Origin of the sequence: Azorhizobium sp. AG788 (genome assembly GCF_004364705.1) — a bacterium.
Taxonomy (GTDB): Bacteria; Pseudomonadota; Alphaproteobacteria; order Rhizobiales; family Xanthobacteraceae; genus Azorhizobium; species Azorhizobium caulinodans.
This window is the reverse complement of the sequence record NZ_SOBM01000002.1, coordinates 187,684-214,415: the sequence shown is the minus strand read 5'-3', so window position 1 is coordinate 214,415 and position 26,732 is coordinate 187,684. Positions and strand designations below refer to the sequence as shown.

Annotated in this window: 23 protein-coding genes and 1 riboswitch; of the genes, 16 read left to right on the top strand and 7 right to left on the bottom strand. The window is 67.0% G+C overall.

What is annotated here, in order from left to right; genetic code table 11:
- Positions 1 to 139: 139 nt before the first annotated feature.
- Both DFO45_RS04980 and DFO45_RS04975 read left to right on the top strand, forming a co-directional pair.
- Entirely contained in the window at positions 140 to 1,435 is a 1,296-nt protein-coding gene (locus DFO45_RS04980) for an MFS transporter (RefSeq protein ID WP_043880223.1), read from the top strand.
- Between the two features lie 320 nt (positions 1,436 to 1,755).
- Complete coding sequence (locus tag DFO45_RS04975) at positions 1,756 to 4,830, top strand: autotransporter domain-containing protein (RefSeq protein WP_133864022.1); 3,075 nt, start codon at positions 1,756 to 1,758, stop codon at positions 4,828 to 4,830.
- A gap of 73 nt (positions 4,831 to 4,903) precedes the next feature.
- Here the strand turns inward: DFO45_RS04975 and DFO45_RS04970 are convergent, their stop codons facing one another.
- From DFO45_RS04970 to DFO45_RS04950, 5 genes are all read right to left on the bottom strand, one after another.
- Positions 4,904 to 5,758, bottom strand: a complete 855-nt coding sequence (locus DFO45_RS04970) for an ABC transporter permease subunit (protein WP_133864021.1) — start codon at positions 5,756 to 5,758, stop codon at positions 4,904 to 4,906.
- A gap of 77 nt (positions 5,759 to 5,835) precedes the next feature.
- Positions 5,836 to 6,918 carry an extracellular solute-binding protein gene (locus DFO45_RS04965; protein ID WP_133864020.1) on the bottom strand — a complete coding sequence of 361 codons (1,083 nt, stop codon included), beginning with the start codon at positions 6,916 to 6,918 and terminating at the stop codon, positions 5,836 to 5,838.
- Positions 6,915 to 7,994 (bottom strand): ABC transporter ATP-binding protein, encoded by a 1,080-nt coding sequence (locus tag DFO45_RS04960; RefSeq protein WP_133864019.1) that lies wholly within the window; start codon positions 7,992 to 7,994, stop codon positions 6,915 to 6,917. The genes DFO45_RS04965 and DFO45_RS04960 overlap by 4 nt, the downstream gene beginning before the upstream one ends.
- A gap of 3 nt (positions 7,995 to 7,997) precedes the next feature.
- A complete protein-coding gene (locus DFO45_RS04955) occupies positions 7,998 to 8,765 on the bottom strand; it encodes an ABC transporter permease subunit (protein WP_245517955.1) in 768 nt (255 codons plus the stop codon).
- 82 nt (positions 8,766 to 8,847) lie between these two features.
- On the bottom strand, positions 8,848 to 9,513 hold the full coding sequence (locus DFO45_RS04950) for a TIGR00725 family protein (RefSeq protein WP_133864018.1): 666 nt from the start codon (positions 9,511 to 9,513) through the stop codon (positions 8,848 to 8,850).
- 118 nt (positions 9,514 to 9,631) lie between these two features.
- Here DFO45_RS04950 and DFO45_RS04945 point away from each other — a divergent pair, with 118 nt between their 5' ends.
- The 3 genes from DFO45_RS04945 (at position 9,632) to DFO45_RS04935 (ending at position 13,151) form a co-directional block, all read left to right on the top strand.
- Complete coding sequence (locus DFO45_RS04945) at positions 9,632 to 10,483, top strand: DeoR/GlpR family DNA-binding transcription regulator (protein ID WP_133864017.1); 852 nt, start codon at positions 9,632 to 9,634, stop codon at positions 10,481 to 10,483.
- Positions 10,484 to 10,594: 111 nt separating this feature from the next.
- Positions 10,595 to 11,980, top strand: a complete 1,386-nt coding sequence (locus DFO45_RS04940; RefSeq protein ID WP_133864016.1) for an FAD/NAD(P)-binding protein — start codon at positions 10,595 to 10,597, stop codon at positions 11,978 to 11,980.
- Positions 11,981 to 12,071: 91 nt separating this feature from the next.
- Positions 12,072 to 13,151 (top strand): nitronate monooxygenase family protein, encoded by a 1,080-nt coding sequence (locus tag DFO45_RS04935; protein ID WP_133864015.1) that lies wholly within the window; start codon positions 12,072 to 12,074, stop codon positions 13,149 to 13,151.
- A gap of 82 nt (positions 13,152 to 13,233) precedes the next feature.
- Here DFO45_RS04935 and DFO45_RS04930 read toward each other — a convergent pair whose 3' ends face one another.
- Both DFO45_RS04930 and DFO45_RS04925 read right to left on the bottom strand, forming a co-directional pair.
- A complete protein-coding gene (locus DFO45_RS04930) occupies positions 13,234 to 14,568 on the bottom strand; it encodes an MFS transporter (protein ID WP_043879215.1) in 1,335 nt (444 codons plus the stop codon).
- Between the two features lie 368 nt (positions 14,569 to 14,936).
- The gene (locus DFO45_RS04925; RefSeq protein WP_012170613.1) at positions 14,937 to 15,278 is read right to left on the bottom strand and encodes a metalloregulator ArsR/SmtB family transcription factor; all 342 of its coding nucleotides are present in this window, start codon (positions 15,276 to 15,278) and stop codon (positions 14,937 to 14,939) included.
- A gap of 50 nt (positions 15,279 to 15,328) precedes the next feature.
- Between DFO45_RS04925 and DFO45_RS04920 the strand changes: the two genes are divergently transcribed.
- The 11 genes from DFO45_RS04920 (at position 15,329) to DFO45_RS04870 (ending at position 26,726) form a co-directional block, all read left to right on the top strand.
- Positions 15,329 to 15,553, top strand: coding sequence for a DUF2892 domain-containing protein (locus DFO45_RS04920; RefSeq protein WP_133864014.1), 225 nt, complete (start codon positions 15,329 to 15,331; stop codon positions 15,551 to 15,553).
- A gap of 15 nt (positions 15,554 to 15,568) precedes the next feature.
- Positions 15,569 to 16,000, top strand: a complete 432-nt coding sequence (locus DFO45_RS04915) for a YeeE/YedE thiosulfate transporter family protein (RefSeq protein WP_012170611.1) — start codon at positions 15,569 to 15,571, stop codon at positions 15,998 to 16,000.
- Between the two features lies 1 nt (position 16,001).
- Positions 16,002 to 16,460: a YeeE/YedE family protein gene (locus DFO45_RS04910; protein WP_133864013.1), complete on the top strand. Its 459-nt coding sequence runs from the start codon at positions 16,002 to 16,004 to the stop codon at positions 16,458 to 16,460.
- 19 nt (positions 16,461 to 16,479) lie between these two features.
- The gene (locus DFO45_RS04905) at positions 16,480 to 17,373 is read left to right on the top strand and encodes an MBL fold metallo-hydrolase (protein WP_133864012.1); all 894 of its coding nucleotides are present in this window, start codon (positions 16,480 to 16,482) and stop codon (positions 17,371 to 17,373) included.
- 71 nt (positions 17,374 to 17,444) lie between these two features.
- The gene (locus tag DFO45_RS04900) at positions 17,445 to 18,242 is read left to right on the top strand and encodes a sulfite exporter TauE/SafE family protein (RefSeq protein ID WP_133864011.1); all 798 of its coding nucleotides are present in this window, start codon (positions 17,445 to 17,447) and stop codon (positions 18,240 to 18,242) included.
- Between the two features lie 296 nt (positions 18,243 to 18,538).
- A riboswitch (glycine riboswitch) is annotated at positions 18,539 to 18,626 on the top strand.
- Positions 18,627 to 18,854: 228 nt separating this feature from the next.
- Positions 18,855 to 20,477: an ABC transporter substrate-binding protein gene (locus DFO45_RS04895; protein WP_133864010.1), complete on the top strand. Its 1,623-nt coding sequence runs from the start codon at positions 18,855 to 18,857 to the stop codon at positions 20,475 to 20,477.
- 60 nt (positions 20,478 to 20,537) lie between these two features.
- Positions 20,538 to 21,479, top strand: coding sequence for an ABC transporter permease (locus DFO45_RS04890; protein WP_133864009.1), 942 nt, complete (start codon positions 20,538 to 20,540; stop codon positions 21,477 to 21,479).
- The gene (locus tag DFO45_RS04885; RefSeq protein WP_133864008.1) at positions 21,479 to 22,366 is read left to right on the top strand and encodes an ABC transporter permease; all 888 of its coding nucleotides are present in this window, start codon (positions 21,479 to 21,481) and stop codon (positions 22,364 to 22,366) included. Before DFO45_RS04890 ends, DFO45_RS04885 begins: the two co-directional genes overlap by 1 nt.
- Positions 22,363 to 24,012 carry an ABC transporter ATP-binding protein gene (locus DFO45_RS04880; RefSeq protein WP_133864007.1) on the top strand — a complete coding sequence of 550 codons (1,650 nt, stop codon included), beginning with the start codon at positions 22,363 to 22,365 and terminating at the stop codon, positions 24,010 to 24,012. Before DFO45_RS04885 ends, DFO45_RS04880 begins: the two co-directional genes overlap by 4 nt.
- Before the next feature lie 19 nt (positions 24,013 to 24,031).
- Positions 24,032 to 25,528: a M81 family metallopeptidase gene (locus DFO45_RS04875; protein ID WP_133864006.1), complete on the top strand. Its 1,497-nt coding sequence runs from the start codon at positions 24,032 to 24,034 to the stop codon at positions 25,526 to 25,528.
- Positions 25,529 to 25,562: 34 nt separating this feature from the next.
- Positions 25,563 to 26,726, top strand: a complete 1,164-nt coding sequence (locus tag DFO45_RS04870; protein WP_133864005.1) for a M20 aminoacylase family protein — start codon at positions 25,563 to 25,565, stop codon at positions 26,724 to 26,726.
- The last annotated feature ends 6 nt before the right edge of the window (positions 26,727 to 26,732 follow it).

Below are 26,732 nucleotides of genomic sequence, written 5' to 3'. Positions count from 1 at the left end.
GACAATTTGCCCAAGCCGTCCGTAATCTCCTGATAGGGAACGTCACTTGATCGGCGCCAGAACCGGAACAGTGAGGTTCCCTTAGGGTTGAAACTCTCGTTGCAGGAGGGTTTGTGTCATGGCGCTTACCGCATCGACCATGGAGCACGACGCCGTCGTCCTTCACAGCCACGGGGGACGGGTCGACCCAGGAGATATCGCGATCGGGGTCATCATCGGCCGGACGTCGGAGTTCTTCGACTTCTTCGTCTATGCGATCGCGTCCGTCATCGTCTTTCCCCGCCTGCTCTTTCCCGAAGCCGATCCGCTCACCGGCACGCTCTACTCCTTCGGCCTCTTCGCCCTCGCCTTCATCGCCCGCCCCTTCGGCACGGCCCTCTTCCTCGCCGTGGACCGCACCTGGGGCCGTGGCGCCAAGCTCACCATCGCCCTCTTCCTGCTCGGCACCAGCACGGTCGCCATCGCCTTCCTGCCCGCGCGGGACGTGATCGGCGTCTCGGCGGTCTGGCTTCTGGCCTCGGCCCGCATCGCCCAGGGCCTGGCTTGGGGCGGCGCGTGGGACGGGCTGGCGCCGCTGCTGGCCATGAACGCGCCGGAGGGCCGCCGCGGCTGGTACGCCATGCTGCCCCAGCTCGGGGCGCCGCTCGGCCTTATCGTGGCGAGCATCCTGTTCGCTTATTTCGCCGGAAGCCTCTCGACGGAGGACTTCTACTCTTGGGGGTGGCGCTATCCCTTCTTCGTGGCCTTCGCCATCAACGTGGTCGCCCTCTTCGCCCGGCTGCGCATGGCGGTGACGCCGGAGTATGAGCAGCTCTTCGAGCGCGGCGACCTCCAGCCGGCGCCCGTGCTTGAAACGGTGCGGGAGGAAGGCTCGGGCATCGCAGTCGGCACCTTTGCCCCGCTCGCGACCTTCGCCCTGTTCCACATGGTGACCGTGTTCCCCCTCTCCTGGGTCTATCTCTTCACCTCGGAGGGCGCGACGCGCTTCCTCGTGGTGGAGACCATCGGCGCCATGGTGGGCATCATCGCCATCGTGGCCTCGGGGCGAATCGCGGACAAGGTGGGCCGCCGTACGCTGCTCGGTGCTTCCGCCGCCGCCATCGCCGTCTTCAGCGGTTTTGCACCGCAACTGCTGAATGGCGGCATTGCCGGTGAGCTCACCTTCATGGTGCTCGGCTTCGCGTTGCTCGGCATTTCGTTCGGCCAGTCGTCGGGTGCGGTGGCGTCCCGCTTCGCCAACCGCTACCGCTACACGGCATCCGCCATCACGAACGACTTCGCCTGGCTGTTCGGTGCCGGCTTCGCGCCGCTCGCGGCCCTGCTGCTTTCGAGCCACTTCGGTCTCGTCGCTGCCGGTGCCTACCTGCTCTCGGGTTGTGTGTGCACGTTGCTGGCCCTTCGCCTCAACAAGCGCCTCGAGATGGGCGGCGGCTGAGTCTCATCCCTTCTGACGCTTGCAACCTGCGGCTCCGGCACCTTGCCGGAGCCGTTTTCGTTTGCGGCTGGCGCCGGACGGCGCGGCGACCTCCGAGCATCGGCATCGAAGATGCGATAAATAAAAAAAGTTGCGTTCGGCAAATAACCATACGTCGTTTCATCTAACGTAACGTCGTGAGTATTTACAAAAAATCAGATGTGATGATTTTCCGCAACAATGTTCCACGATCTCTTTTGTGACACACTATGACAATGCAGCCGAACAGGTGAGGCATTAGCGTCCCGACCCAGGGCTAACATGCGTATAGGGGTGGGATCATGCGCAACCTGGCCAGCGTCTCGACGCTTGCAATTCTCGTCGCCTCCGTCAGTTCCGGCACTGCACTCGCGCAGACCGCCAACATCTCCGGCTCCAGCGCCACAATCCTCAATCTGCTGTCGCCGTTCCTGAGCCTGAACGCCACGGCGGTCGGCCAGCAGACACTGACCAGCAATCTCAATCAGGTGGTGGTTCTCAACAACGGCGCCAACACCGCACGCCAGTCGCTCGCCATCAGCGACAAGAACCTGCTGGGCTCGGTCTCCAACAACCTGTCGTCCGTCGGCCTCGGCACCTATGGCATTGCAGCAAACCTCGCGGGCGGCCTGCCGGCCCAGACGCCGATCAACGGCATCACGCCGCAGCAGCCGGTCGGCGGCTATGGGTCCGTCCTCGGCCCCATCTACCAGACCGGCGTTGCCGGGGGCACCAGCGGGGCGCTGGGCAGCGTTGTGACCCTGCTGGGCACGGCCTATTCCTACACCGGCAGCGACCTCGGCGTGGCCAAGAACTATTTTGCCAACGGCGCCGCCACCAACCCCTCCACCACGCCGGCCAACTATGTGGCGGTGCCGGCCGTCGCGCCCGCTGGCTTCTCCGTGCCGGCCTATAACGGCCTGCCGAACACCACGGACAGCGTCTATGACCTCGCCTATGGTGTTAAGAGCACGCAGCCGGGGCAGGACGTCTATGGCAGCTCGCGCCCGGTGCAGGTGGCGCCCGGCCGCATCAACCAGTTCGACCCGACCTCGCTCAACGGCATCGCCACCAACCCGTCCTTCCCGAGCGGGCACACCACCTATGCCTTCACGGACTCCATCCTGCTCGGCATGCTCGCCCCGCAGCTCTACCAGAGCATGATGGTGCGGGCGGCGGAGTATGGGGACAGCCGCATCGTGCTCGGCGTGCACTATCCGCTCGACATCATCGGCGGCCGTGCGCTGGCGAGCTATGACCTCGCGCAGGCGCTGAGCAATCCGGCCTACCTCAACAACGCCACCATGACCGGCTCGGCGCTCAACATGCCGAGCCTGTTCACGGCGGCCTACGCGCAGATGCAAGGCTACCTCTCCGCTCAGTGCGGCGCCTCGGTCGCCACCTGCGCCACCAGCACGGCCAACACCGCGAACGATCCCTATGTGCCCTCCGCCGCCAATCAGGCCTTCTACCAGTCGCGCCTGACCTACGGCCTGCCGACGCTGAGCTATGATCAGGCCCCGCGCGAGCAGGCTCCGGCCGGCGCGGCGGATGCCTCCATCCTGCTCGCCACCGTCTATGGCGGCAGCACCAGCGCCGCCCAGACGCTCGCCCCCAACGGCGGCATCTACGGCAATCTCGCCACCGGCACGATCAACCAGATCCTCGTGAACACCGAGGGTCAGGCGCTGGCGGCCTTCTACGGCACGACGCTCAGCTACTGGACCCGCATCGACCTCTATTCGGCGGTCGGCTATTTCGACAATGTCACCGGCACGCTGAAGATGGCCACCAGCGATCGCCTCACCCGCGACGTGACCGTCGGCAACACCGGCGCGCTCTATGCCAACGGCACCATCACCGGCGCCGTGACCGTCGGCTCCGGCGGCCTCCTGGGCGGCAACGGCACGGTCGGCGGCTTCACCGCCCAGCGCGGCGGCACCGTCGCCCCCGGCAATTCCATCGGCACGCTGAATGTGGCGGGCAACGCCACCTTCCAATCGGGCTCGACCTATCAGGTGGAGATCAACTCCGCCGGCCAGTCCGACCGCGTGGCCGCCACCGGCGCCATCGCTGTGAACGGCGCCAACCTGCAGGTGATCGCGGCGAGCGGCACCTACTCGCCCACCACCACCTACAGCATCTTCACGGCCGGCGGCGGCGTCAGCGGCAGCTTCGCCAACGCCAGCTCCAACTTCCTCTTCCTGTCGCCCTCGCTCACCTTCTCGGGCACCGGCGGGACGATGCAGTTGCAGCGCAACGGCGTCGCCTTCGCCAGTCAGGCGATCACCGCCAATGAGACGGCCACCGCCACGGGCCTTGATCAGGCGGGCTGGTCGAACCCGGTCTATGCGCTGCTCGCCAGCTCGCAGACGGGCGCGGTTCTCGCCCCCGGCTTCGACGCCCTCTCGGGCGAGGCCTATGCCTCCGCCAATACGGTGATGCAGGAACAGTCCATCTTCCTGCGGGACGCGGTGGGCAGCCGCCTGCGTCAGGCGACCGGCACCGCCCCCGGCGGCCCGGCCACGGCGGCGCTCGCCCCCGGCCTCACCCCCACGCTGTGGCTGCAGGGCTTCGGCTCCTGGGGCAACAACAGCGGCAACCTCAACACCGCCAGCGTGAGCAGCGACATCGGCGGCGTCTTCGCCGGTGCCGACGTGGCGGTGAGCGACAACTGGCGCGTGGGTCTCGTGGGCGGCTACAGCCAGTCCACCTTCCAGGTGGATGCCCGCAATTCCTCCGGCAGCATCGACAATTACGACCTCGGCCTCTATGCGGGCGGCCAGTATGGCGCCATCGGCCTGCGCGGCGGTCTCACCTACACCTGGCACGACGGCTCCATGAGCCGCTCGGTCGTCTTCCCCGGCTATGTCGGCGGCAACAGTGCCGGCTTCAATGCGGGCACGACGCAGCTGTTCGGCGAGGTGTCCTATGACGTGGCGCTGTCCCCGGCGGTGATCTCGCCCTACGCCGGCCTCGCCTACGTGCACCTCTCCACCGACGGCTATACGGAAAACGGCAGCACCTCGGCGCTCGCCGGCAACACGTCCAACGAAGACACGCTCTTTTCCACCCTCGGCGCCCGCCTGCGGGCCGACCTGACGCTGGCGCCCGGCGCCGTTGTCACCCCCACCGCCACGGTGGCCTGGCTGCACGCCTTCGGCGACGTGAGCCCGACCGCCACCCAGACCTTCGCCGGCGCGCTCGTGCCCTTCCAGGTGACGGGCACGCCTCTCGCCCGCGACGCTGCGCTGCTCGGCGCGGGGCTCGACTATCGGGTGACCACGAACACGCTGCTGTCGGTGAACTACACCGGACAGTATTCCGGTACAGCGACCGCCAACGGCCTCAACGGCGCGCTGACGGTCAAATTCTGAGCCGACCCGGGGGGTACATGAAGAAGGCCGGGCGTCGCGAGATGCCCGGCCTTTCCTTTTGGGTGGGAAGCGTTCAGGAGGCGGGACGGGCGCGGCGAACCAGTTCGGCGAGGCCGATGACCGCGCAGCAAAGGCCCATGAGCAGCAGCGAGATGGCGGCCGCCGCCGGGAAGTCCGAACCAGCGTCCGAGACCTTGCTGTAGAGCACCAGCGGCAGGATGTTCACCTGCGTGCCCACCAGCGCCAGCGCCGTGCCATAGGCTCCGATGGCGACCGCGGAGGTGAGGCAGAAGGCCGTGATCAGCGCCGGCATCACCTGCGGCACCAGAATGTCCAGATGCGCGGTGAAGCCGGTGGCCCCCAGCGAGCGGGCGGCGGCGATCTGGCTGCGGTCGAAATTCGTCAGCACCGGCAGCATCACCAGCACCACGCGTGGGATTAGATAATAGGAATAGGCAAGGCCCAGCCCCACCGGCGTGAAGATGAAGCCGCCCACAACGGCCGGATCGGCGCCGAGCCGCGCCAGCAGCAGGGTCACGAAACCCGAGCGTCCGAACACCAGAATGAAGCCATAGGCGATCACGAGGCCGGAGAAGGTCAGCGGCAGGGAAATGGCGAACAGGGCCAGACCCCGCGTCCGTTCGGACAAGGTGGCGAGATGCAGCGCCACGAGGAAGCCCACCACCACCGAGAAGCCCGGCGCCAGCGTGCCGAGGATGAGCGAGCCGCGCACGCCACCCCAGAAGACCGGATCAGCCAGCACACGAGCGAAGGCCGATCCGCCCTCGCTGAAGGCCTCGCGCGCAATGCTGCCGAGCGGCAGGACGAAGAACAGCGCCAGCACCAGAAAACCCGGCAGCGCGAAGGCCAGCCGCACGCCCCGCCCGGCGATGGGAATGGAGCGGCCGGGTTTTGCGCGCTGTGCCATGGATCTCGTGCCTTCGTGCGGCGCCATCTGTCGAAAACGGGAGAAGGGCCGGCGCGACGCCGGCCCTTCGGCTCACCTCACTGGCCGAGCACCTGCTTGGCCCAGAGCTGGTCGATCTCGGCCTTCTTGGCGCTGGCCTTGGCCACATCGAGCGGCGTCGCCTTGATGGCGGGCATCTGGGCGGCCACCGAGGCCGGCAGTTCGATACCGGGCACGGCGGGACGCACATAGCCTTCCGCAAAACGGGCCTGACCGTCGGCGCTCATGATGAAATTCAGCCACAGCTTGCCGGCGTTGGGGTTCGGCCCGCCTTTCACGAGGCTGATGGCATAAGGCGCGGCAACGGTGCCCTCGGAGGGGATCACCACCTCCACGGCATCACCCATGCCGTCCTTGTACTTGGCCTTCAGGCCATCGTTCTCATAGCCGATGAGGATCGGGATCTCGCCCTTGAGGAACTGCGCGTAAGGCGTGGTGCCGACCGTGCGCAGCACGTTGCCGGCCTTATGCAGCTTTTCGAGATAGTCGATGCCCGGCTTCACATTGTCGATGCTGCCGCCATTGGCATAAGCAGCGGCAATCGCCACCACCTGCCCCTGCCCGGTGGACCGGGGGTCGAGATAGACCACCGTGTTCTTGTAATCGGCCTTCAGGAGATCGGCCCAGCTCTTGGGTGGTGTCTTCACGAGGTTCTTGTTCACGAGGAAGGCAGGGCTCAGCGTGTGGATGGTGAACCACTTGCCATCCGCCTGCTTGAACTCCGGCACCAGCTTGTCGAAGTTCACCGGCTGGAACGGCGCCACCACGTCCTTCGCGGCGGCGTCCAGCGCGGAGCCCGCGAAATAATAGGCGGTGTCCGCCTGAGGGCGATTGCGCGACTTGTCGAGCGCCACCACCGTCTGGGCTGAGCCGATGTCATTATAGACGATCTCGACACCCGGATAGCGCTTCTGGAACGCCTTGAACTGCTCGCCCCAATTGGCCCAGGTGGGGCCGGTGTCGAAGGAGACGACCATCCCCTCCTTCTTCGCCGCCTCATAGAGCGCGGCCTCGCCGGGGAATAGCTCCGGCCCGTCGAGGGCCATGGCGAGGGTGGGCAGCGCTGCGGCGGGCAGCGCCAGAGCGACCGCGGTGGCGGCCTTGATCAGCCAATGCGTCATGACGGGTTTCCTGTGTGGGCAGGCCGGGTTGGGGACGGGCTCTCGGGAGGCAGCAGCCGGATCGCGTCCGGCGGCACCGCGACCGCCGCGATGGCGGCGCGGATGCTGGTCTCGATGCGCACCGTGCCGCCGCCGACCTCAAGGTCGCAGCGGCGCACCGCACCGAGGAAGCGGTCCTCGGCCATATGGCCGAAGAAGACATTGGGGCGCGGGCCGGAGGGCAGTTCCAGCAGCGGCACCACGTGCTCGGGACGCACCAGCGCGATCACGTCCGCGCCGGTGGCGAAGCCGGCGGTGTCGCACACCACTTCCCCGAGCCGCGTGGAGACGAGGCCGGGCGCAACAACCATGCCTTCCCACAGATTGGCGTGACCGACGAAGGCGGCGACCCTCCGACTGGCGGGCCGGTCATAGAGGTCGCGGGGCGTCGCCACCTGTTCGAGCCGGCCGGCGGACATCACCGCCACCCGGTCGCCCATGGAGAGCGCCTCTTCCTGGTCATGCGTCACATGCAGCGTGGCGATGCCCGCCTTGCGTTGCACCCGCATGATCTCATCCCGCATGCCATGGCGCAGCGCCGCGTCCAGCGCCGAGAGCGGTTCGTCCAGCAGGAGTGCACGAGGCGAGAAGACGAGCGCACGGGCCAGCGCCACGCGCTGCTGCTGCCCGCCCGACAGGCTTGTCGGTGCCCGCTCGGCAAAATCGCCGAGGCCGACGCGGGCGAGCGCGTCGCGCGCCCGCTCCTGGCGCTCGGTCTTCGGGATGCCCCGCACCTTCAGCGGATAGGCGACATTGCGCCAGAGGCTCATGTGCGGGAACAGCGCATAGGACTGGAAGACGACGCCCAACGCCCGCTCGTGGGGCGGCAGATGCGTCACGTCCTTGCCGTCCACGAGGATGCGGCCCGTGTCAGGCACGGCAAAGCCGGACAGCAGCTTCAGCAGCGTGCTCTTGCCGGAGCCGGACGGCCCGATCACCGCCAGAAGCTCGCCGGTCGCGATCTCCAGATCGATGTCGAAGACGCCGGTGGTCGTGCCGGGATAGCGGAAGGAGACGTTCTCGAAACGCACGCTCATGGTTCAACCCGTCCGTGCGGCGCGGGCCGTCAGCGCACCGGCCGCGGAGGCCGTCACCGCCAGCACCAGCAGGACGACGGTCGCGGCGCAGGCAAAACCCGTGGCGCCGTAGAAGGCCTGCAACAGCGTGATGGGATAGGTGCGTGTGAGGAAGCCGGCGATGAGGTTCGAAATCTGGAACTCGCCAATGGAGATGGCGGAGACGGTGATCAGGCCGGCGAACAGGCTGTGACGCACCAGCGGCAGCACGATATCGAAGAAGCGGCTCATGAAGGGAGCGCCGAGGGTAGCCGCCACCCGCTCCAGGTCGCCGAGCTTGAGCTGGGTCATGTCCGACAGAAGGATGTTGAGGAGATAGGGCAGCGTCACCACCACATGGGCGGCAATGAGCAGCCAGATGCTGCCGATGAACGGCAAGGCATCGGAGGAGAAGACGAGGATGAAGCCGAAGCCCAGCACCAGTTCGGGCGTGGCGATGGGCAGCAGCGTCACCACCCGCGCCGCCGCCTGAACGCCTCGCCGCGCGGTGGAATGCAGCGCATAGGCCAGAGGCACGGCGATCAGCATGTCGAGGATGCAGGTCGCAGTCACCACCTTGAGGCTGGTGAGGAAGGCGCGCTGGAAGCTCGGATCGGCGGCGAGCTCCGCATACCAGCGGCCGGTAAGGCCGCTCGGCAGCAGGGTGTTGGTCCAGCTTTCCCCGAGCGATCCCATCACCAGCAAGGCGATGGGCGCGAACAGGAACAGCAGATAGAGACAGGTGGCGAGCACGGCGCCGGTCTTCCCCCATATGGTCGGGCATCTTCTGCGCCCGATCCGATGATACTTTTATGACATACGTGGAAGATTTCGATCAACCACCGAGCGGACGATCCAGCCGCAGGACGCGCAGCGCCACCCGCTCGGTCACCTCCTCAATGGTGGCGCAGGCCACCACGCCATTCACCACGGGAGCGTTGAGCATGGACAGCACCAGCCGGTCGAAATGCATGCCGAAGGCCATTTCGCTTAGCGTTCCATATTCGCCGCCGACCGCCACCAGCGCCTCGCAGGCGCGGGCCACGATCGCATTGCGCGCTGGCCCGAGGCCGGTGGCAAGGGGGACCGTCACATAGGGATTGGCGGTGTCCCATTCCCCATCCGGAATGATGCCGATGGTGAGCCCGCCGGCGGAAAAAGCGCCGCGGCTCGCGGCCTGCATTACCCCCATGCGCCCGCCCGTGAGTAATGTCAGGCCGAGCTTGGCGAATGCCCGCCCCAGCGCCTCTGCCACCGTCTCCTGCTCCGGATTGGCATTCTTCGGACCGATGATGCCGACCGGCACCTTGCGCATCTGCCCCTCGGCGTTCAGCCGCGTCAGCGCCTCGCACGGCGTGACCCCATGCGCCTCCCCCTTCACCGACTCGTCCAGGGCGACCCAGGTGAGCGCCCAGGGATCGAAGCGGGCGCCGTCCCGCAGCAGGACGCCGCCTTCGGACCAGAGCAGAGAGGGGATGGAAGCGGGAGCGAGGGAAGACATGGCGGGCGGCTCCTGAACACGGCTCGACGGACGTTCCGCATTGGCATACGCTAATGCGATGTAAGTTTTCTTACATAGCCGACGAAAAACGCCAAGCGCCATCCCTGATCGAGTTCCCATGCCCCGACGCGCTGCGCCCGAGACCGAAGCCCCCTCCCCTGCCGCCGCGCCTATCGTCTCCGGCGCGGACGCCGCATCTCCCGATGTCTCCGGCCGCCAGCAGGCGATCGTGGAACGGGTACGAGAGCAGGGCTATGTCACCATCGAGACCCTCGCCCGACTGTTCGACGTCTCCACCCAGACGGTGCGGCGCGACATCATTCGTCTCGATGAAGCCGGCCTCATCCAGCGCTTCCATGGCGGCGCGGGCCAGCGGGAGAACACCGCCCGCCCCGCCTACAGCCAGAAGCGCACCATCTCCACAGATGCCAAGCGCGCCATTGCCGAGGCGTGCGCGCGGATGATCCCAGACGGCGCCTCCGTCTGTCTCGATGTGGGCACGACGGTGGAAGCGGTCGCGCGCGCGCTTCTGGACCATCGCAGCCTGCATGTGGTCACGACCAGCGTCGGTGCCGCTGCGATCCTCGCGGGCGCGCCGGTGGGCGACGTTGTGGTGACGGGCGGCCTGATGCGCGGCGCGGACGGCTCGCTTGTGGGCGAGCAGGCGATTGCGACGTTGAACGGCCTGCGCACGGACTTCGCGGTGATCGGCTGCTCCGGCTTCGATGACGAGGACGGCGCCATCATGGATTTCGATCCGCTCAAGGTGGCCACCAAGAAGGCCATGATCGCCCGCGCCCGGCGAACCCTTCTGGTGGCCGACGCCACGAAGTTTGCCCGCTCCGCCGTCGTGCGGGTGGCCGAGTTTGAGGCCGTCTCGACCCTCATCACCGATGCCGCCCCCCCCGACCGTCTCGCGACCCGTATGGCGGAGGCCGGCTGTCGGCTCGTGGTGGCATCTGGCGACTGATGGGTCGACGGCCAGGGCGAAAACCTTACGTTTCGGCCTTTCCTGTGGGGGATTTCACGCGCTCAGACCGGACTTCTTGATCCGGTCGCATTCCACAGCGCTAATTCGTTCATGCGCATCGCCATCGTCGGGGCCGGCTTTTCCGGTACTTCGCTGACCATCGAACTGCTCCGGCGAGGTCCGGTTGGAGTCGAAGTCCTGCTGCTGGAGCGCAGCGGGCTGTTCGGGCCGGGCCTCGCCTACAGTTCGGGCGACCCCAACCATCTGCTGAATGTCCGTGCCTCCAACATGTCGGCGCTGGCTGACGATCCGGGCCATTTCGTGCGCTGGCTCCAGGCACATGCTGCGAATCAGGGCCTCGGAGCCACCGTCCCGGCCTCCGGCCACGCCTTTGCGCCGCGCGGCCTTTACGGGCGTTATCTGAGCGAGACGCTGGCTGCGGTCGAGGCGCAGGCAGCGCCCGGCCGCACTGTCCGGCGCCTGCCGCTCGACATCCGGTCCCTCGAGATCCATGCGGAGCGCGTGTGCCTCCATCCCGCCGGCGCCGCCCCTCTGGATGTGGACGCGGCGGCGCTCGCGGTCGGAAACTTCCCGCCGGAACTGCCGGTCACGGAGGGCTGCGCGGCCTGCGACGCCTCACTCATCATCCGCAATCCCTGGGACGAGGCGGCGCTTGCCCGCATAGCGCCCGATGCGCCGGTCATCATCCTCGGGTCCGGCCTGACGATGGTGGATCTTGTGATCCGGCTCGATGCGCGCGGCCACCGTGGGCCGATCCGTGTCGTCTCCCGGCGCGGCCTCATTCCGCAGCAGCACCGGGAAACGGCGCCCTGGCCGTCCTTCATCGATCCGGAGGCGCCCCCGCCAACCGTGGCAGCCCTGATGCGGCGGGTGCGGTCCGAAGTGGAGCGCGCCGAGGCGAGCGGCGCCGGCTGGCGGGACGTGATCGATGCGCTGCGCCCGGCGACGCAGGCCATCTGGCAGGGCTTCGATGCTGTCGAGCGGCGGCGCTTCCTGCGTCATGTCCGGCCCTGGTGGGACATTCACCGCCATCGCATGTCGCCGGAGATCGCCGCGCGCATTGCGCACCATCTCGCCAGCGGACGCCTCGTGGTGGAGGCGGCGCGTGGCGTGCGGCTGGATGCCCGCGACGCTGGCCTTGCCCTCGGCGTCCGGCCCCGCGGTTCAAGCCGGCTGGAGTGGCGGGAGGCGACCTACCTCATCAACTGCTCCGGACCCCAATCGGATTATCGCCGGGTGCAGGATCCGCTCGTGGCATCGCTCCTGCGCGAGGGTGTGGCGCGTCCCGACCCGCTCGGGCAGGGGCTCGACATCACGCCCCACCATGCCATCATCGCGGCGGATGGCACCGCACATTCGCGCCTCTTCGGCATCGGACCTGTGAGCAAGGGGCAGTTCTGGGAAATCGTCGCCGTCCCGGACATCCGGCGCCAGACCGCGGCCCTTGCGGACACCCTGGCCGACCGCATCGCCTGATGGACAGCCATTCCCACCTCGCATATCCGCTCGCGCGCGCCCATGCATAATAGCTGCGCACCGGCCCGGTGCGCAGACGCGAGTGTGTCCCATGTCCCAAGCCTGGCCGAACCGCCGCATCCTTGACCTCTTCCGCATCGATCTACCGCTGCTGCTGGCGCCCATGGCAGGGTCCGGAACACCGAAGCTCGCCATCGCCGTCGGCGCGGCCGGAGGTCTGGCCGCCCTCCCCGCCGCGCAATACACGCCCGAGCAGCTTGATGCCGTCATCGCTGAAGTGCGGGAGGCACTGCCCGGCCGACCGCTCAATCTGAATTTCTTTGCCCATACACCGCCGGTGCCGGATGCCGCGCGCGAGGCGAACTGGCGCGCGCGACTTGCTCCCTATTTCGCCGAAGCCGGCATCGATCCGGCCACGGTGCCATCCGGCGGCGGCCGGGCGCCCTTCGACGAGAAGTTCTGTGTGCTCGTCGAAACCCGCCGGCCGGAGGTGGTGAGCTTCCACTTCGGCCTGCCGGAGCCCTCTCTGCTGGAGCGCGTGAAAGCCACGGGAGCCAAGGTGATCTCGTCGGCGACGACGGTTGCCGAGGCAAGATGGCTCGAAGAAAAGGGCTGCGATGCCATCATCGCCATGGGGCTTGAGGCAGGCGGGCATCGCGGCGCCTTCCTCGATCTCGACATGTCACGGCAGGTGGGCACTTTCGCACTGGTGCCTCAGGTGCGCGATGCCGTCTCTGTGCCGGTAATTGCCGCGGGTGGCATTTCGGACGGCCGCGGCGTCGCCGCTGCCTTTGCGCTCGGCGCCGATGCGGTTCAGGTGGGGACGGCCTTCCTGTTTTCGCCAGAAGCAGGCGTGGCACCGCTCCACCGCGCCGCGCTGGAGCGCGCGGAGGACAACACAACGGCGCTCACCAACCTCTTCACCGGTCGGCCGGCACGCGGGGTCATGAACCGCATCATGCGCGAGATCGGCCCGCTCTCGCCCGATGCCCCCGCCTTTCCGCTTGCGGGCGCTGCGCTGGCGCCACTCAAAGCCCGCGCCGAGGCCGACGGGCGAGACGATTTCACCAATCTCTGGTCGGGCCAGGCCGCCCGGCTCGCGCCTCGTCTTCCGGCCGACGAAATGGCGCTGAAGCTTGTGGCGGACGCCCGCGCCCTGCTCGGCGCCTGACGCTCGTCCCGACATGAAAAAGCCGCGCGGAGCGATGAGCGCCGCGCGGCTTTCTTTCAGGTGAAGGCGGAAGAGCGCCCGATCAGTGGGCCTCGTCCATCCGCGAGGTCTTCTTCGTGTCCTTGAGGCCGATATAGACCAGCAGCGACACGAAGATGCAGGCGGTGGCGTACCAGTAGAAGCCCTGCTCCCAATGGAGCTCGAACTTGAAGATCTGGGCCACGCTGTCCACCGTGCCGCCAAACACGGCGACCGTGACGGCATAGGGGAAGCCCACGCCCATGGCACGCACGGAGGTGGGGAACAGCTCCGCCTTGATGATGGCCGTGATGGACGTATAGCCGCTGACGATGGCCCAGCCGCCGCAGATCAGCAGGAAGGCCATCCAAGGGTCCTTGGTGGTCTGGATGGTGTTCAGCAGCGGATAGGTGAACAGCGTACCCATCACGCCGAAGTAGATCAGAAGCGGCTTGCGGCCGATCTTGTCGGAGATCGAGCCGTAGAGGGGCTGCATGATCAAAGCGACGATGAGCGTGCCGACCGTGACCATGGTGGTCTGGTCCGCCGTGAGGCCCACCGACTGCTTCAGGAACTTCTGCATGTAGGTGGTGTAGGTGTAGAAGGCGGAGGTGCCGCCGATGGTCACGCCCACCACGAGCAGCAGCGACTTCCAGTGCCGCATGAGATCGGCGAGGGGCGCGCGCTCCTTGGCGACCGACTTCGCCTTATTGAACAGGTCGGTCTCCGGCATGTCCCGCCGCATGGTAAAGGAATAAACCGCCAGCGCCGCGCCGATGAAGAAGGGAATGCGCCAGCCCCAGGCCCGGATCTGGTCCTCCGAGAGGAACAGCTTCTGCATGATGAGCAGGGTGAACACCGCCATCAGCTGGCCGCCGATCAGCGTCACGTACCAGACGCCGGAATAGAAGCCGCGGCGGTTGGGGTGCGACATCTCCGAGAGATAGGTGGCGCTGGCGCCGTATTCGCCGCCCTGGCTCAGGCCCTGCAGGAGGCGGGCGACCGTGAGCAGGATGGGCGCGGCGATGCCGATCTGGGTCGCAGAGGGCGTGCAGGCGATGATGAGCGAGCCGAAGCACATCAGCAGCACGGACGCGGTAAGCGAGATGCGGCGGCCGTAGCGGTCCGCGATGGCGCCGAACAGGAGGCTGCCGAACGGGCGCGCGAGAAAGCCGAGCGCGAAGACGATGGAAGCAAAGATCTGCTGACGGGCCGGAGACTGGTCAGCAAAGAAGGACGGAGCAAAGTAAAGCTGGAAAGCGGCGAAGACGTAGACGTCGTACCACTCGATCAGGTTGCCGGTCGATCCGACCAGGATCGCCTTGACACGGCGCACCGTGTCCTTGGTGTCATACCCATCCCCGACGGGGCGGAAGTCTTCATCGGTACGACGTTTCATATCGTCTCCCTCGCGCCAGATATCGTCCGGGAGATCCTGGGTTCGCATGCCTTCAAGCCACGCGGCCGCACGGGCGTGACGCCCGTCCGGCACCCTTCGCTCCCGCTGATCCCGAGGCGTCTGCGGCCCCGTTGGGGCGCTGCTGCCGCACCGGCCGCCCAACAGCGACGCGGTGAAAACACGCACCCGGAATACCGACCGGCAGCAGGGAATAACTGTGAGGCGACGCAACGTGAGCGAGTGATCCGCTGCCTAACGTTGCGTTAGCTGACAGAATACTGCGGCGATTAGGTCAGCTTAATTCACCTTTTTTCGCGCGAGCGCAACCCCCGCCAAAGGGCCATGCCGGCCAGCCGCCCCATGGCGGTTCAAGCGGGCGCAAGGTCGCCGCAAAAAATGCCGTGGAGCGTTTCGAGGAGTTGCCGCACCTCGCCGCTGGCCAGCCGGTAATAGACCGTCTGCGCTTCCCGCCGGGTCTCCACGAGCCCTTGCAGGCGCATCTTCGCGAGATGCTGCGAGAGCGCCGACTGGCTGAGACCCACCACCTCGGCAAGGTCGCCCACCGAACGCTCGCCCTCCACAAGCTGGCACAGCACCAGCAGACGCTTGGCATTGGCCATGGAGGACAGCAGCGCCGCCACTTCCTCCGCTTTGGCTTCCAGCGCCACGACGCCCGGAGTCGACGGCGCGGCATTTTTGCTCGTTGACATTTTAGAATAACCTAATATTCGTATTTTCTAATTTACACATGGAGAGTCCCATGGTCAACGTCGGTTCCCTGGATCGCGCCATCCGCGTGGCAGTCGGCATCGCACTCCTCGTCCTCCCGTTCATTCCCGCGGCGTCGCTGGCGAGCCTCGGACCGTGGCTCTGGGTGGCCGCGGCAGCGGGCCTCGTCCTCATCGCGACCGGCATTCTCGGCTTCTGCCCGGCCTATATGCTGGTCGGCCTGCGCACCTGCCCGCTGGCGCAGCCGAAGAAGTGACACGGCCGACACCCCATGACCACCACCTTCACCCCATGGACCTCTCTGGCGGGTGGCGCCCTCATCGGGCTCGCAGCCGTGCTGCTCATGGCAGCGTCAGGGCGCATCGCCGGCATCAGCGGCATCGCCTCCCGCCTCCTGCCACCTTATGAGGACGACGGCCTCGACTGGCGCCTCGCCTTCATCGCGGGCCTCGTGGCCGCGCCGGTGGCCATGATCCTCGTGACCGGCCGCCCCATCGCGCAAACGGTCTCGGGCAACCTGCTGCTCATGGCGGGGGCAGGGCTCCTCGTGGGCTTCGGCTCCGTCTGGGGCCATGGCTGCACCAGCGGCCACGGCGTATGCGGACTTTCCCGCTTCTCGCTGCGCTCCCTGGTCGCGACCCTCACCTTCATGGCGACGGCCGGACTGACAGTGTTCCTCGTCCGCCACGGTTTCGGAGGCTGACATGGCCCTGCTCCTCCCCCTCCTGTCGGGCCTCCTCTTCGGCCTCGGCCTTGTGGTCTCTGGTATGGCCGATCCGGCGAAGGTGCTCAATTTCCTGGACGTCGCCGGGACATGGGACCCGAGCCTTGCCTTCGTCATGGGCGGCGCTGTCATCGTCGCCACCATCGGCTTCCGGCGGGCTCTCCGTCAGCCCCACCCCTGGGTGGCGCCGCGTTTCCATATGCCCACGGCGCGGCAGATCGATGCCCGCGTCATTTTCGGTCCGGCCATCTTCGGCATCGGCTGGGGCCTGTCGGGTATCTGCCCCGGGCCGGCGCTGACCAGCCTGACACTGGGGGCACCGGGCGTTCTCGTCTTCGTGCCCGCCATGTTCGCCGGCATGGCCCTCGCCCGCTGGCTCGCCGGGCGGAGCCATCCCTCCACGGCCCAGGGCACCGATGCCCTGAAGACCCGCCCCTGAATCAAACGGAGACGCCTCCATGCTCCCGATCCCGCACGCCGTTGATCTGTCCGTCAAACCGGAGGTGACCGCCTTCTTCGACGCCCCCACCAACACGGTGAGCTATGTGGTGAAGGACCCGCAGTCGAACGCCTGTGCCGTCATCGACAGCGTCATGGACATCGATTACGCGGCCGGCCGCATCGCCTTCCAGTCCGCAGACGCGATCATCGCGTTCATCCAGGACCACGGACTTCGGCTGGAATGGCTCATCGAGACCCACGCGCATGCCGATCATCTTTCCGCCGCGCCCTATATCCAGCGGACCCTCGGCGGACAGATGGGTATCGGTGAAAACATCACCATCGTTCAGGAGACCTTCGGCAAGATCTTCAACGAAGGCACGGAATTCCAGCGCGACGGCAGCCAGTTCGACCGGCTGTTCAAGGACGGCGATACCTACCGGATCGGCAGCATGACGGCCTTCGCCATGCACACGCCCGGCCATACGCCCGCCTGCATGACCCACGTGATCGGCGATGCCGCCTTTGTCGGCGACACGCTGTTCATGCCTGACGGCGGCACGGCGCGGGCCGACTTTCCGGGCGGCGACGCGCACGTGCTCTACCGTTCGATCAAGCGCGTTTTGGCCCTGCCGCCCGAGACCCGCCTGTTCATGTGTCACGACTACGGCCCCAACGGCCGCGACATCCGCTGGGAGACCACGGTGGCCGATGAACGGGCGCACAACATCCACGTGCGCGACGGGGTGAGCGAAGAGGAGTTCGTCGCCATGCGCACAGCCCGCGACGCAACCCTCGACATGCCGCGCCTCATCATCCCCTCCATCCAGGTAAACATCCGCGCCGGCGAACTACCCCCGCCCGACGAGACGGGAAAGCGGTTCCTCAAGGTGCCGATCAACGGCCTGTGACCCCACTGCGCCGATCCGTGTAGCCCCTGCGCGATCGGGGCGGCTTTTCTCCGTTCCGGCTGGAGCCCGCCGTGCCCGCCTCCCTCCTCACCGATGGCCTGACGCTCTTTTCGGGGACCCTCGTCGGGCTGGTTCTCGGTCTCATCGGGGGCGGCGGCTCCGTGCTGGCAGTCCCCCTTCTGGTCTATCTCGTCGGCGTCTCCTCCCCCCACCTCGCCATCGGGACAAGCGCGGTGGCGGTGGCCGTCAGTGCGGCTGCGAATCTTGCCGGGCACGCAAGGGCGGGGCACGTGAAATGGCCATGTGCCATTGTCTTCACGTTCGCTGGCGTTCTCGGCGCGACCTTCGGCTCCACGCTCGGCAAGGCGATGGATGGACAGAAACTTCTCCTGCTTTTCGGCGCCCTGATGATCGCCATTGCACTGGCCATGTTCCGCCGCACCGGCGCCGGTGAAGATCCTGCCGTGCGGTTATCGAGCACGTCCGCCCCCGTGTTGTTGCCCCGTCTGGTCGGCATGGGCATCGCGGTCGGGACTCTCTCAGGCTTTTTCGGCATCGGTGGCGGCTTCCTCGTGGTGCCCGGCCTTTTGGCAGCGACGCGCATGCCGCTCATCTTCGCCATCGGCTCTTCTCTGGTGGCCGTCACCGCCTTCGGCGTGACGACGGCGGTGAGCTACGCCGTTTCAGGCTTCATCGACTGGCGAATGGTGGCTGTGTTCATCGGCGGAGGCGTCATCGGCGGCCTCCTTGGACAGCGGTTGGCGCGCCATCTTGCGGGGCGCAAGGGGCAGTTGTCGCGGTTGTTCGCCCTGATCGTCGCGATGGTCGGCATCTATGTGGTCGCGCGCGGCGTGATGACGCTGGCGTGACGGCTTCCCCACGCCCCGCTCCCGCCCAAAGGGGAGGCATCCCCTCATCGGCCTATCCCAACAAACGACCGGCCGCCGCGCCGGAAATGTCGCACCGGTGAAGCCCTCGCTCGCCTCGCATTTGAACGGCAAAACATCTTCAAATTGCGCCCCACCCAACCACACCGAATGATGGCAGGATGCCCGTTTGCCTGCGCATTGGGCGGGGGAGCGGTCGGCCTGCGGTATACCGGCTATTTTTTCACCACGCGTAGTTATTGTGCATTTCGTTGAGAGCGCTAGGCTCCTTCACGTGAATGGCAGCACCGGGAGAGACCGGATCGATCCGGCACCGAAGGAGCAACCGCCCCGGAAACTCTCAGGTAGAAGGACCGGTGCCTGCCAGAAGACGTCCGGAGAGTGACCGGCCCTGCCGGTCCGCCGAAGGAGCAAGCCGCGTGAGCGGTGAATCTCTCAGGCCCAGAACGGACGGGGCGACCTTTATCGCACGGGCCGGCCACCGCGCCGCCCCGTGGCGGGCACACGTCGCACGGCAAGAGGCCAGACAAGACACAAGACCGGCGCTCTCACCTTCCTGACCATCCGACCATTCCGATCCGAGGGGACTGTTGCATGAATTGGTTCAAGACCGAGGTGTCCGGCCCGCGGCGCAAGGCCCTGAAGACGCTCACCATGGCGTCCGTGCTTGCCCTTGGCCTGTCCTCCCTCGCCCCCGCCGCCCACGCGGCCGGCACCACCATCCGGGCGGTGATGCACTCGGGCCTGCGCGTGCTGGACCCGATCATCACCACCGCGCACATCACCCGCAATCACGGCTACATGATCTATGACACGCTGCTGTCCATGGATGCCAATTACAAGCCGCAGCCGCAGATGGCGGAGTACAAGGTCTCCGACGACGGCCTGACCTACACGCTCACCCTGCGCGACGGCCTGCTGTGGCACGACGGCACGCCGGTGACCGCCGAGGATTGCGTCGCCTCCCTGAAGCGCTGGGCGCAGCGCGATACCGGCGGCCAGATGCTCATGGACTACGCCGAGAGCCTCACCGCCGCCGATGCCAAGACCATTGTTCTGAAGCTCAAGAAGCCCTTCGGCCCGACGCTCGAGATGCTGGCCAAGCCCTCGTCGGTCGTGCCCTTCATGATGCCGAAGCGCATCGCGGAGACCCCCGCCAGCGAGAGCATCACCGACCAGATCGGCTCCGGCCCCTTCAAGTTCGTGAAGGCGGAGTTCCAGCCCGGCGTGAAAGTGGTCTACGAGAAGTTCGACAAATACGTGCCCCGCAAGGAGCCCCCGAGCTGGACCGCCGGCGGCAAGGTCGCCTATGTGGACCGCGTAGAATGGGTGAACATGCCCGACGCGCAGACGGCGCTGAACGCCATCAACAATGGCGAGATCGATTATATGGAGGCCCCGCCGGTGGACCTCCTGCCGCTCGCGGAAGCCAACCCGGACATCAAGAAATTCCGCTGGACGCCCCTCAATACCCAGACCATGGGGCAGATGAACGTCCTTTATCCGCCCTTCGACAATGTGAAGATCCGCCGCGCCGCTATGCTGGCGCTCGGGCAGAACGACGTGCTCGCCGCCCTCATCGGCAATCCCGAATATTTCGCGGCCTGCCCGTCCATGTATGGCTGCGGCGTCCCGCTCTCCACCGATGCGGGCGCTCCCAAGACCTTCGCCACGGGCGACATCAAGGCCGCGCAGGCGCTGCTGAAGGAGGCGGGCTATGACGGCACCCCCGTCGTCATCCTCCAGCCCACCGACGTCATCACGGTCGCTCCCCAGCCGGTGGTGGCGGCTCAGGCCCTGCGCAATGCTGGCTTCAAGGTCACGCTCCAGCCCATGGACTGGCAGACCCTGGTGACCCGACGCGCCAGCCAGGCCCCGCTGGCCGAAGGCGGATGGAGCCTGTTCTTCACCAACTGGATCGGCGCCGAAGTCTGGACGCCCCTCGTCAACCCCATGCTCAACACGCGTGGCAAGAAGGGCGGCTTCTTCGGCTGGCTGGACGATCCGGAAATCATCAAGATGCGCGACGAGTTCGCGGGGGCCAAGACGCTCGACGAGCAGAAGGCGCTCGCCGCGAAGATCCAGCAGCGCGCCTATGACGATGCCGCTTATGTGCCGCTCGGCAGCTACTACATTCCGGCCCTCTACCGCACCTCGCTTTCCGGGCTGATCCAGGGACCGGCGCCGCTGTTCTGGAACATCAAGAAAGCCAACTGACGCCGCTGCGCCCGGCCCGCACCGGCCGGGCGCAGCCCCGTTTCCCAGCGAGGGCGATCCATGCTCGCTTATGTTCTCCGGCGCGTGCTCGCCGCCATCCCCGTCATGGGCGTGGTCGCGCTGTTCGTCTTCCTGCTGCTGCGCCTCACGCCCGGCGACCCCGCCGCCATCATCGCCGGCGACACGGCGACACCGGCACAGCTGGAGGCCATCCGCACCAGCCTCGGGCTCGACAAGCCCATACCCGTCCAGTTCCTCACCTGGATCAGCCAGCTCGCGCATGGCGATCTCGGCACCTCGCTCATCTCCAAGACGCCGGTGACGACGCTGATCGGCCAGCGCCTCGGGCCGACGCTCAACCTCGCGCTCGTCACCATGGTGCTTTCGATCCTCATCGCCGTGCCCATGGGAGTGCTGGCGGCCTGGAAGCACGGCACGCTCATCGACAATCTCGTGATGGCGCTATGCGTGCTTGGCTTCTCCGTGCCGGTCTTCGTCATCGGCTATGTGCTGATCCAGGTGTTCGCCATCAACCTGCGCTGGTTCCCGGTTCAGGGCTTCAGCACGATCGCCAACGGCATCGGCCCCTTCGCCCAGCGCGCCACCCTGCCCGCCTTCACGCTCGCCTCCATCTATGTGGCGCTGATCGCCCGCATGACGCGGGCGAGCCTGCTGGACGTGCTGGGGGAAGACTACATCCGGACCGCCCGCGCGAAGGGGGTGGGTGAACGCATCGTCCTGTTCCGCCACGCTTTGCGCAACAGCGCCGTGCCCATCCTCACCGTCATCGGCACCGGCTTTGCCCTGCTCATCTCGGGCGTGGTGGTGACCGAGAGCGTGTTCAACATTCCCGGCCTCGGACGGCTCATTGTCGATGCGGTTCTGGCCCGCGACTATCCGGTCATACAGGGGCTGATCCTTCTCACCTCCGGCATCTATGTGTTCATCAACCTGATGGTCGATCTCTCTTATTCCCTGCTGGACCCGAGGATCCGCTACTGATGGCCGCCTCCTCTCCCAGTGATGCGGGCGCCCTGCCCGTCAGCCGGCCGCGCTATCTGCCGAACCTGTCGCGGCTGCGCTTCGCGCCGACCATCGCCGCCATCTGCCTTGTGCTGATCGCCGCCATGGCGCTCCTCGCGCCGCTGCTGGCGCCGCATGATCCCATCACCATGCTGCCGACCCAGCGGCTGAAGCCGCCGAGCCCCATGTATCTGCTCGGCACGGATTCCTACGGTCGCGACCTGCTCTCGCGGCTCATCTATGGCGCGCGGGTTTCGCTCATCGTCGGGCTCGGCGTGATGGTTATCTCCATCGCCATCGGCCTGCCGCTCGGCCTGCTGTCGGGCTATTTCCGCACGCTGGATGCCATCCTCATGCGGGTGATGGACGGCCTCATGGCCATTCCGAGCGTACTGCTCGCCATCGCCGTGGTGTCGCTCTCCGGCTCGTCGCTGACAACGGTGATGATCGCCATCACCATTCCCGAGGTGCCCCGCGTGGTGCGCCTCGTACGCTCGGTGGTGCTTTCCGCGCGCAACGAGCCTTATGTGGAGGCGGCCATCGCCATGGGCACGCGCCTGCCGGCCCTGCTCTATCGGCACCTGATGCCCAACACCTATGCGCCGCTGATCGTGCAGGGCACCTATATCTGCGCCTCGGCCATCGTGACGGAAGCCATCCTTTCCTTCCTCGGCGCCGGCATCGGCACCGAGACTCCCTCCTGGGGCAACATGATCTCGGAGGGGCGCATGTACTTCCAGCTGAAGCCCATGCTCATCTTCTGGCCGGGCCTGCTGCTCTCGCTGTGCATCCTGTCCGTGAACCTGATCGGCGATGCCGCCCGAGACGTGCTCGACCCGCGGCTCAAGAAGAGGACCGGCGCATGAGCGGCACCCCTTCCCCCATCCTGACCATCGACAATCTGTGTGTCGACATCGTCGCGCTCAAGCGGCGGGTTCTTGACGGCATCTCCCTCTCCATCGCGCCCGGCGAGACCCTGTGTCTCGTGGGTGAGAGCGGTTCGGGCAAATCCGTCACCTCGCTCGCCACCATGGGCCTGCTGCCCAAGAAGGTGCTCGGCCTCTCAGGCGGCAGCATCAAGCTTGAGGGCGAGGAACTGGTGGGCGCAAGCGATGCCCGCCTGCGGGCGCTTCGGGCCAGCCGCATGGCCATGATTTTCCAGGAGCCGATGACGGCGCTCAATCCGGTGATCCCGGTGGGCCGCCAGATCGAGGAGGTTCTGAAGACCCACCTGCATCTCTCCGGTCGCGAGCGTCGGGAGAAGGTGCTGGCGATGATGGAGCAGGTGCACCTGCCCAATATCGAGCGCGTCTATGCCTCCTATCCGCACCAACTCTCCGGCGGCCAGCGCCAGCGCATCATGATCGCCATGGCGCTGATCCTCGATCCCAAGCTGCTGATCGCGGATGAGCCCACCACGGCGCTGGACGTCACCACCCAGAAGCAGATCCTGAAGCTCATCAAGGAGCTGCAGGGACGAATGGGCACGTCCGTCCTGTTCATCACCCATGACATGGGCGTGGTGGCGGACATTGCGGACCGGGTATGCGTGATGCACCACGGCAAGGTGGTGGAAACTGGCCCCATCGACACCATCCTGCGCGCGCCGCAGGAGGACTACACCCGTCGCCTGCTGGGCGCGGTGCCGAGCCTCACGCCCCGCCCGCCGCGTCCGGAAACCTCGCCGGAGACCGTGCTCTCGGTGAGCGAACTGGAAAAGACCTACGCCGCTCGCGCTCTCTTCCGTGCGCCGCGCGAGACGGTGGCGGCCAAGGACGTCTCCTTCCGCCTTCAGCGCGGCCGCACGCTCGGCATCGTGGGCGAGAGCGGCTCGGGCAAGTCCACGGTGGCGCGCTGCGTGATGCGCCTCATCGACCCGACTTCGGGCTCGATCCGCCTCGGCGCGCAGGAAGTCTCTGACCTCTCGCCCAGCGTGTTGCGCCCCTATCGCAAGCGCATCCAGATGATCTTTCAGGATCCCTACCGCTCTCTCAATCCCCGCATCACCGTGGGCGAGAGCATTGCCGAAGGCCCGCGCAATTTCGGCGTGCCCGCCGCCGTGGCGCTGAAGCGCGCCCGCGAGCTGATGCCGCTCGTCGGCCTGCCGGAGGATGCGGTGGAGCGGTTTCCGCACCAGTTCTCGGGCGGCCAGCGCCAGCGCATCGCCATCGCGCGGGCGCTCGCCATGGAGCCGGACGTGCTGGTGGCGGACGAGGCCGTCTCCGCCCTCGATGTGTCCGTGCAGGCGCAGGTGCTGGACCTTCTGGCCGACCTCCAGACCCGACTCGGGATCGCCATCCTGTTCATCACCCACGACCTGCGGGTGGCAGCCCAGATCTGCGACGATGTGGTGGTGATGCACAAGGGCCGCATTGTGGAATACGGTACGGCCGAGGAAGTTCTCGCCACCCCGAAGGCGGACTACACCCGCGACCTCCTGGCCGCCGCCCCCGGCCGCCATTGGGACTTCGCCAATTTCCGGCCGCTGGAGCCCGCCACCGCCGGCGCGTGAGATAAGCAAGGACAGATCCATGACCCGCATCGCCGTCGGCGGCTTCATGCACGAGACGAACACCTTTGCGCCCGCACAGGCGCCCTACGCCGCCTTCGAGCATGGCGGCGGCTTCCCGCCCATCAGCCGGGGCGCGGAAATCTTCGAGCGGATGCCGGGGAAGAACACCGGCCTCTCCGGCTTCATCGCCGCCGCGGCCGAAAAGGGCTGGGAGGTGCTGCCGACGCTCTGGTGCGCCGCTGCCCCCTCCGCCCATGTGACCGAGGACGCCTTTGAGCGCATCATGGCCGAGATGCTGGAGCGTCTGGCCGCCTTCGGCCCTGTGGACGGCGTCTATCTCGACCTCCACGGCGCCATGGTGACCACCCATTACGACGACGGCGAGGGCGAGACGGAGGCCCGCGTGCGCGACCTCATCGGTCCCGACGTGCCACTGGTGGTGAGCCTCGACCTGCACGGCAATGTCTCGCGCCGCATGGTGGACGAGGCTGATGCGCTGGTGGCCTATCGCACCTATCCGCACGTGGATATGGCCGACACCGGCCGGCGCGCGGCGGATGTGCTGGCCGCCCGCATGGCGGGCAAGCCCTTCGCCAAGGCCTTCCGGCAGATCCCCTTCCTCATGCCCATCGCCTGGCAGTGCACGGAGATGGAGCCCTGCCGCACGCTCTATCAGCAGCTGGCACAGATCGAGCGTGAGATGGGGCTCGTCCACCTCTCCTTCCTGCCCGGCTTCCCGGCGGCCGATTTTCCGGACTGCGGCGGCAGCGTGGTCGCCTATGCGGACACGCAGGCGAAGGCCGATGCGGGCGCGGACGCGATGACCGCCCTCATACTCGCGCAGGAGGACGCCTTCGCCGGCAGCGCCTTCTCCCCCGAGGCGGGCGTGCGGGAAGCGATGGCCATCGCCGCCACGGCGAAAAAGCCGGTGGTGATCTCCGACACGCAGGACAATCCCGGCGCCGGTGGCACCTCCGACACCACGGGCATGCTGCGCGCGCTGCTCGCCTGCGGTGCCGAGCGGGCGGCGCTCGGCCTGATGGTGGACCCGCAGGCGGCAGACGCAGCCCATACGGCGGGCGTGGGGGCGCAAGTGACGCTCGCGCTCGGCGGTAAGTCCGGCCTTCCGGGGGATGCCCCGTTCGAGGGCACCTTCACCGTGGACGCGCTCTCCGATGGCACCTTCAATGCCACCGGCCCGTATTTCGGCAAGGGGCCGATGTTCCTCGGTCGCTCTGCCTGCCTGCGCATCGGCGGCGTGCGGGTGGTGGTCGCCTCGCGCAAGGCGCAGCTCGCCGATCAGGCCATGTTCCGCTACGTGGGCATCGAGCCGACCGAGCAGGCGATCCTCGTGAACAAGAGCTCCGTGCATTTCCGGGCCGATTTCACGCCGATTGCGGAAACCATTCTGGTCTGCACCGCGCCCGGTGCCATGCCCCTTTCCCCCGCCAGCCTGCCATGGAAGCATCTGCGCCCCGGCGTGCGGCTCGAACCCAACGGCCCGGCCTTCGCCTGACCTTCTCCCCCCAAAGCTGACCTGAGACGGACCCATGCCTGCATTGCCCGAAATCGAAGCCTTCGCTGACGATCTCGTCGCCATCCGCCGCGACATCCATGCCCATCCGGAAATCGGCTTCGAGGAAGTGCGCACCTCCGCGCTGGTGGCCGAGAAGCTTGCCTCCTGGGGCGTCGAGGTGCATCGCGGCATCGGCAAGACCGGCGTCGTCGGCGTGCTTCACGGCGCCAAGGGCCCCGGCCGTCGCATCGGCCTGCGCGCCGACATGGACGCTTTGCCCATGGACGAGGCGACCAACCTGTCCTTCTCCTCCAAATATCCCGGCAAGTTCCACGGCTGCGGCCATGACGGCCACACCACCATGCTGCTGGGCGCAGCCCGCTATCTCGCCAGCAACAACGACTTTGCCGGCACTGTCCATTTCATCTTCCAGCCGGCCGAGGAAGGGCTCGGCGGCGCCCGCGCCATGCTGGCGGACAAGCTGTTCGAGCGCTTCCCCTGTGATGAAGTCTATGGCCTGCACAATGCGCCGAACATCGAGGCCGGCAAGGTGCGCATCTTCGCCGGCCCGGCCCAGGCCGGGGCCGACTTCTTCGACATCAAGATCACGGGCCGCGGCTCCCATGGCGCGCGCCCGGAGGTCTCCCGCGACCCGGTGATCGCCGCGACCGCTTTGGTGCAGGCGCTGCAATCCATCGTCAGCCGCAATGCCGATCCCCAGCACGCCGCCGTGCTGTCGGTGACCAAGATCCATTCCGGTTCGGCCTATAACGTCATTCCGCAGGAAGCGACGCTCGGCGGCACCACCCGCTTCTTCGATGCGGCCACCGGCGAACTCATGCGTCAGCGCATGCGCACCGTCGCCGCCGGCATCGCCGCCACCTTCGAGATGGAGATCGACGTGGAGATCCGCTCCATCTTCGACGTGCTGGTGAATCACGAGGCCCAGAGCGACGCCGCCGCCAAGAGCATCGCCAAGATTGTGGGTGCCGAGCACGTCCTCACCGATATGGTCCCGATCATGGGCAGCGAGGACTTCGCCGACATGCTGCGGGCTGTCCCCGGCGCCTATTTCTGGGTCGGCCACGGCGGCGACGTTCCGGTGCACAATCCCGGCTTCGTCCTGGACGAGGCCATCCTGCCCATCGGCTCCAGCCTGCTGGCGACGGTGGCCACCGACCGCCTCGCGGCGGCCTGAGGCACG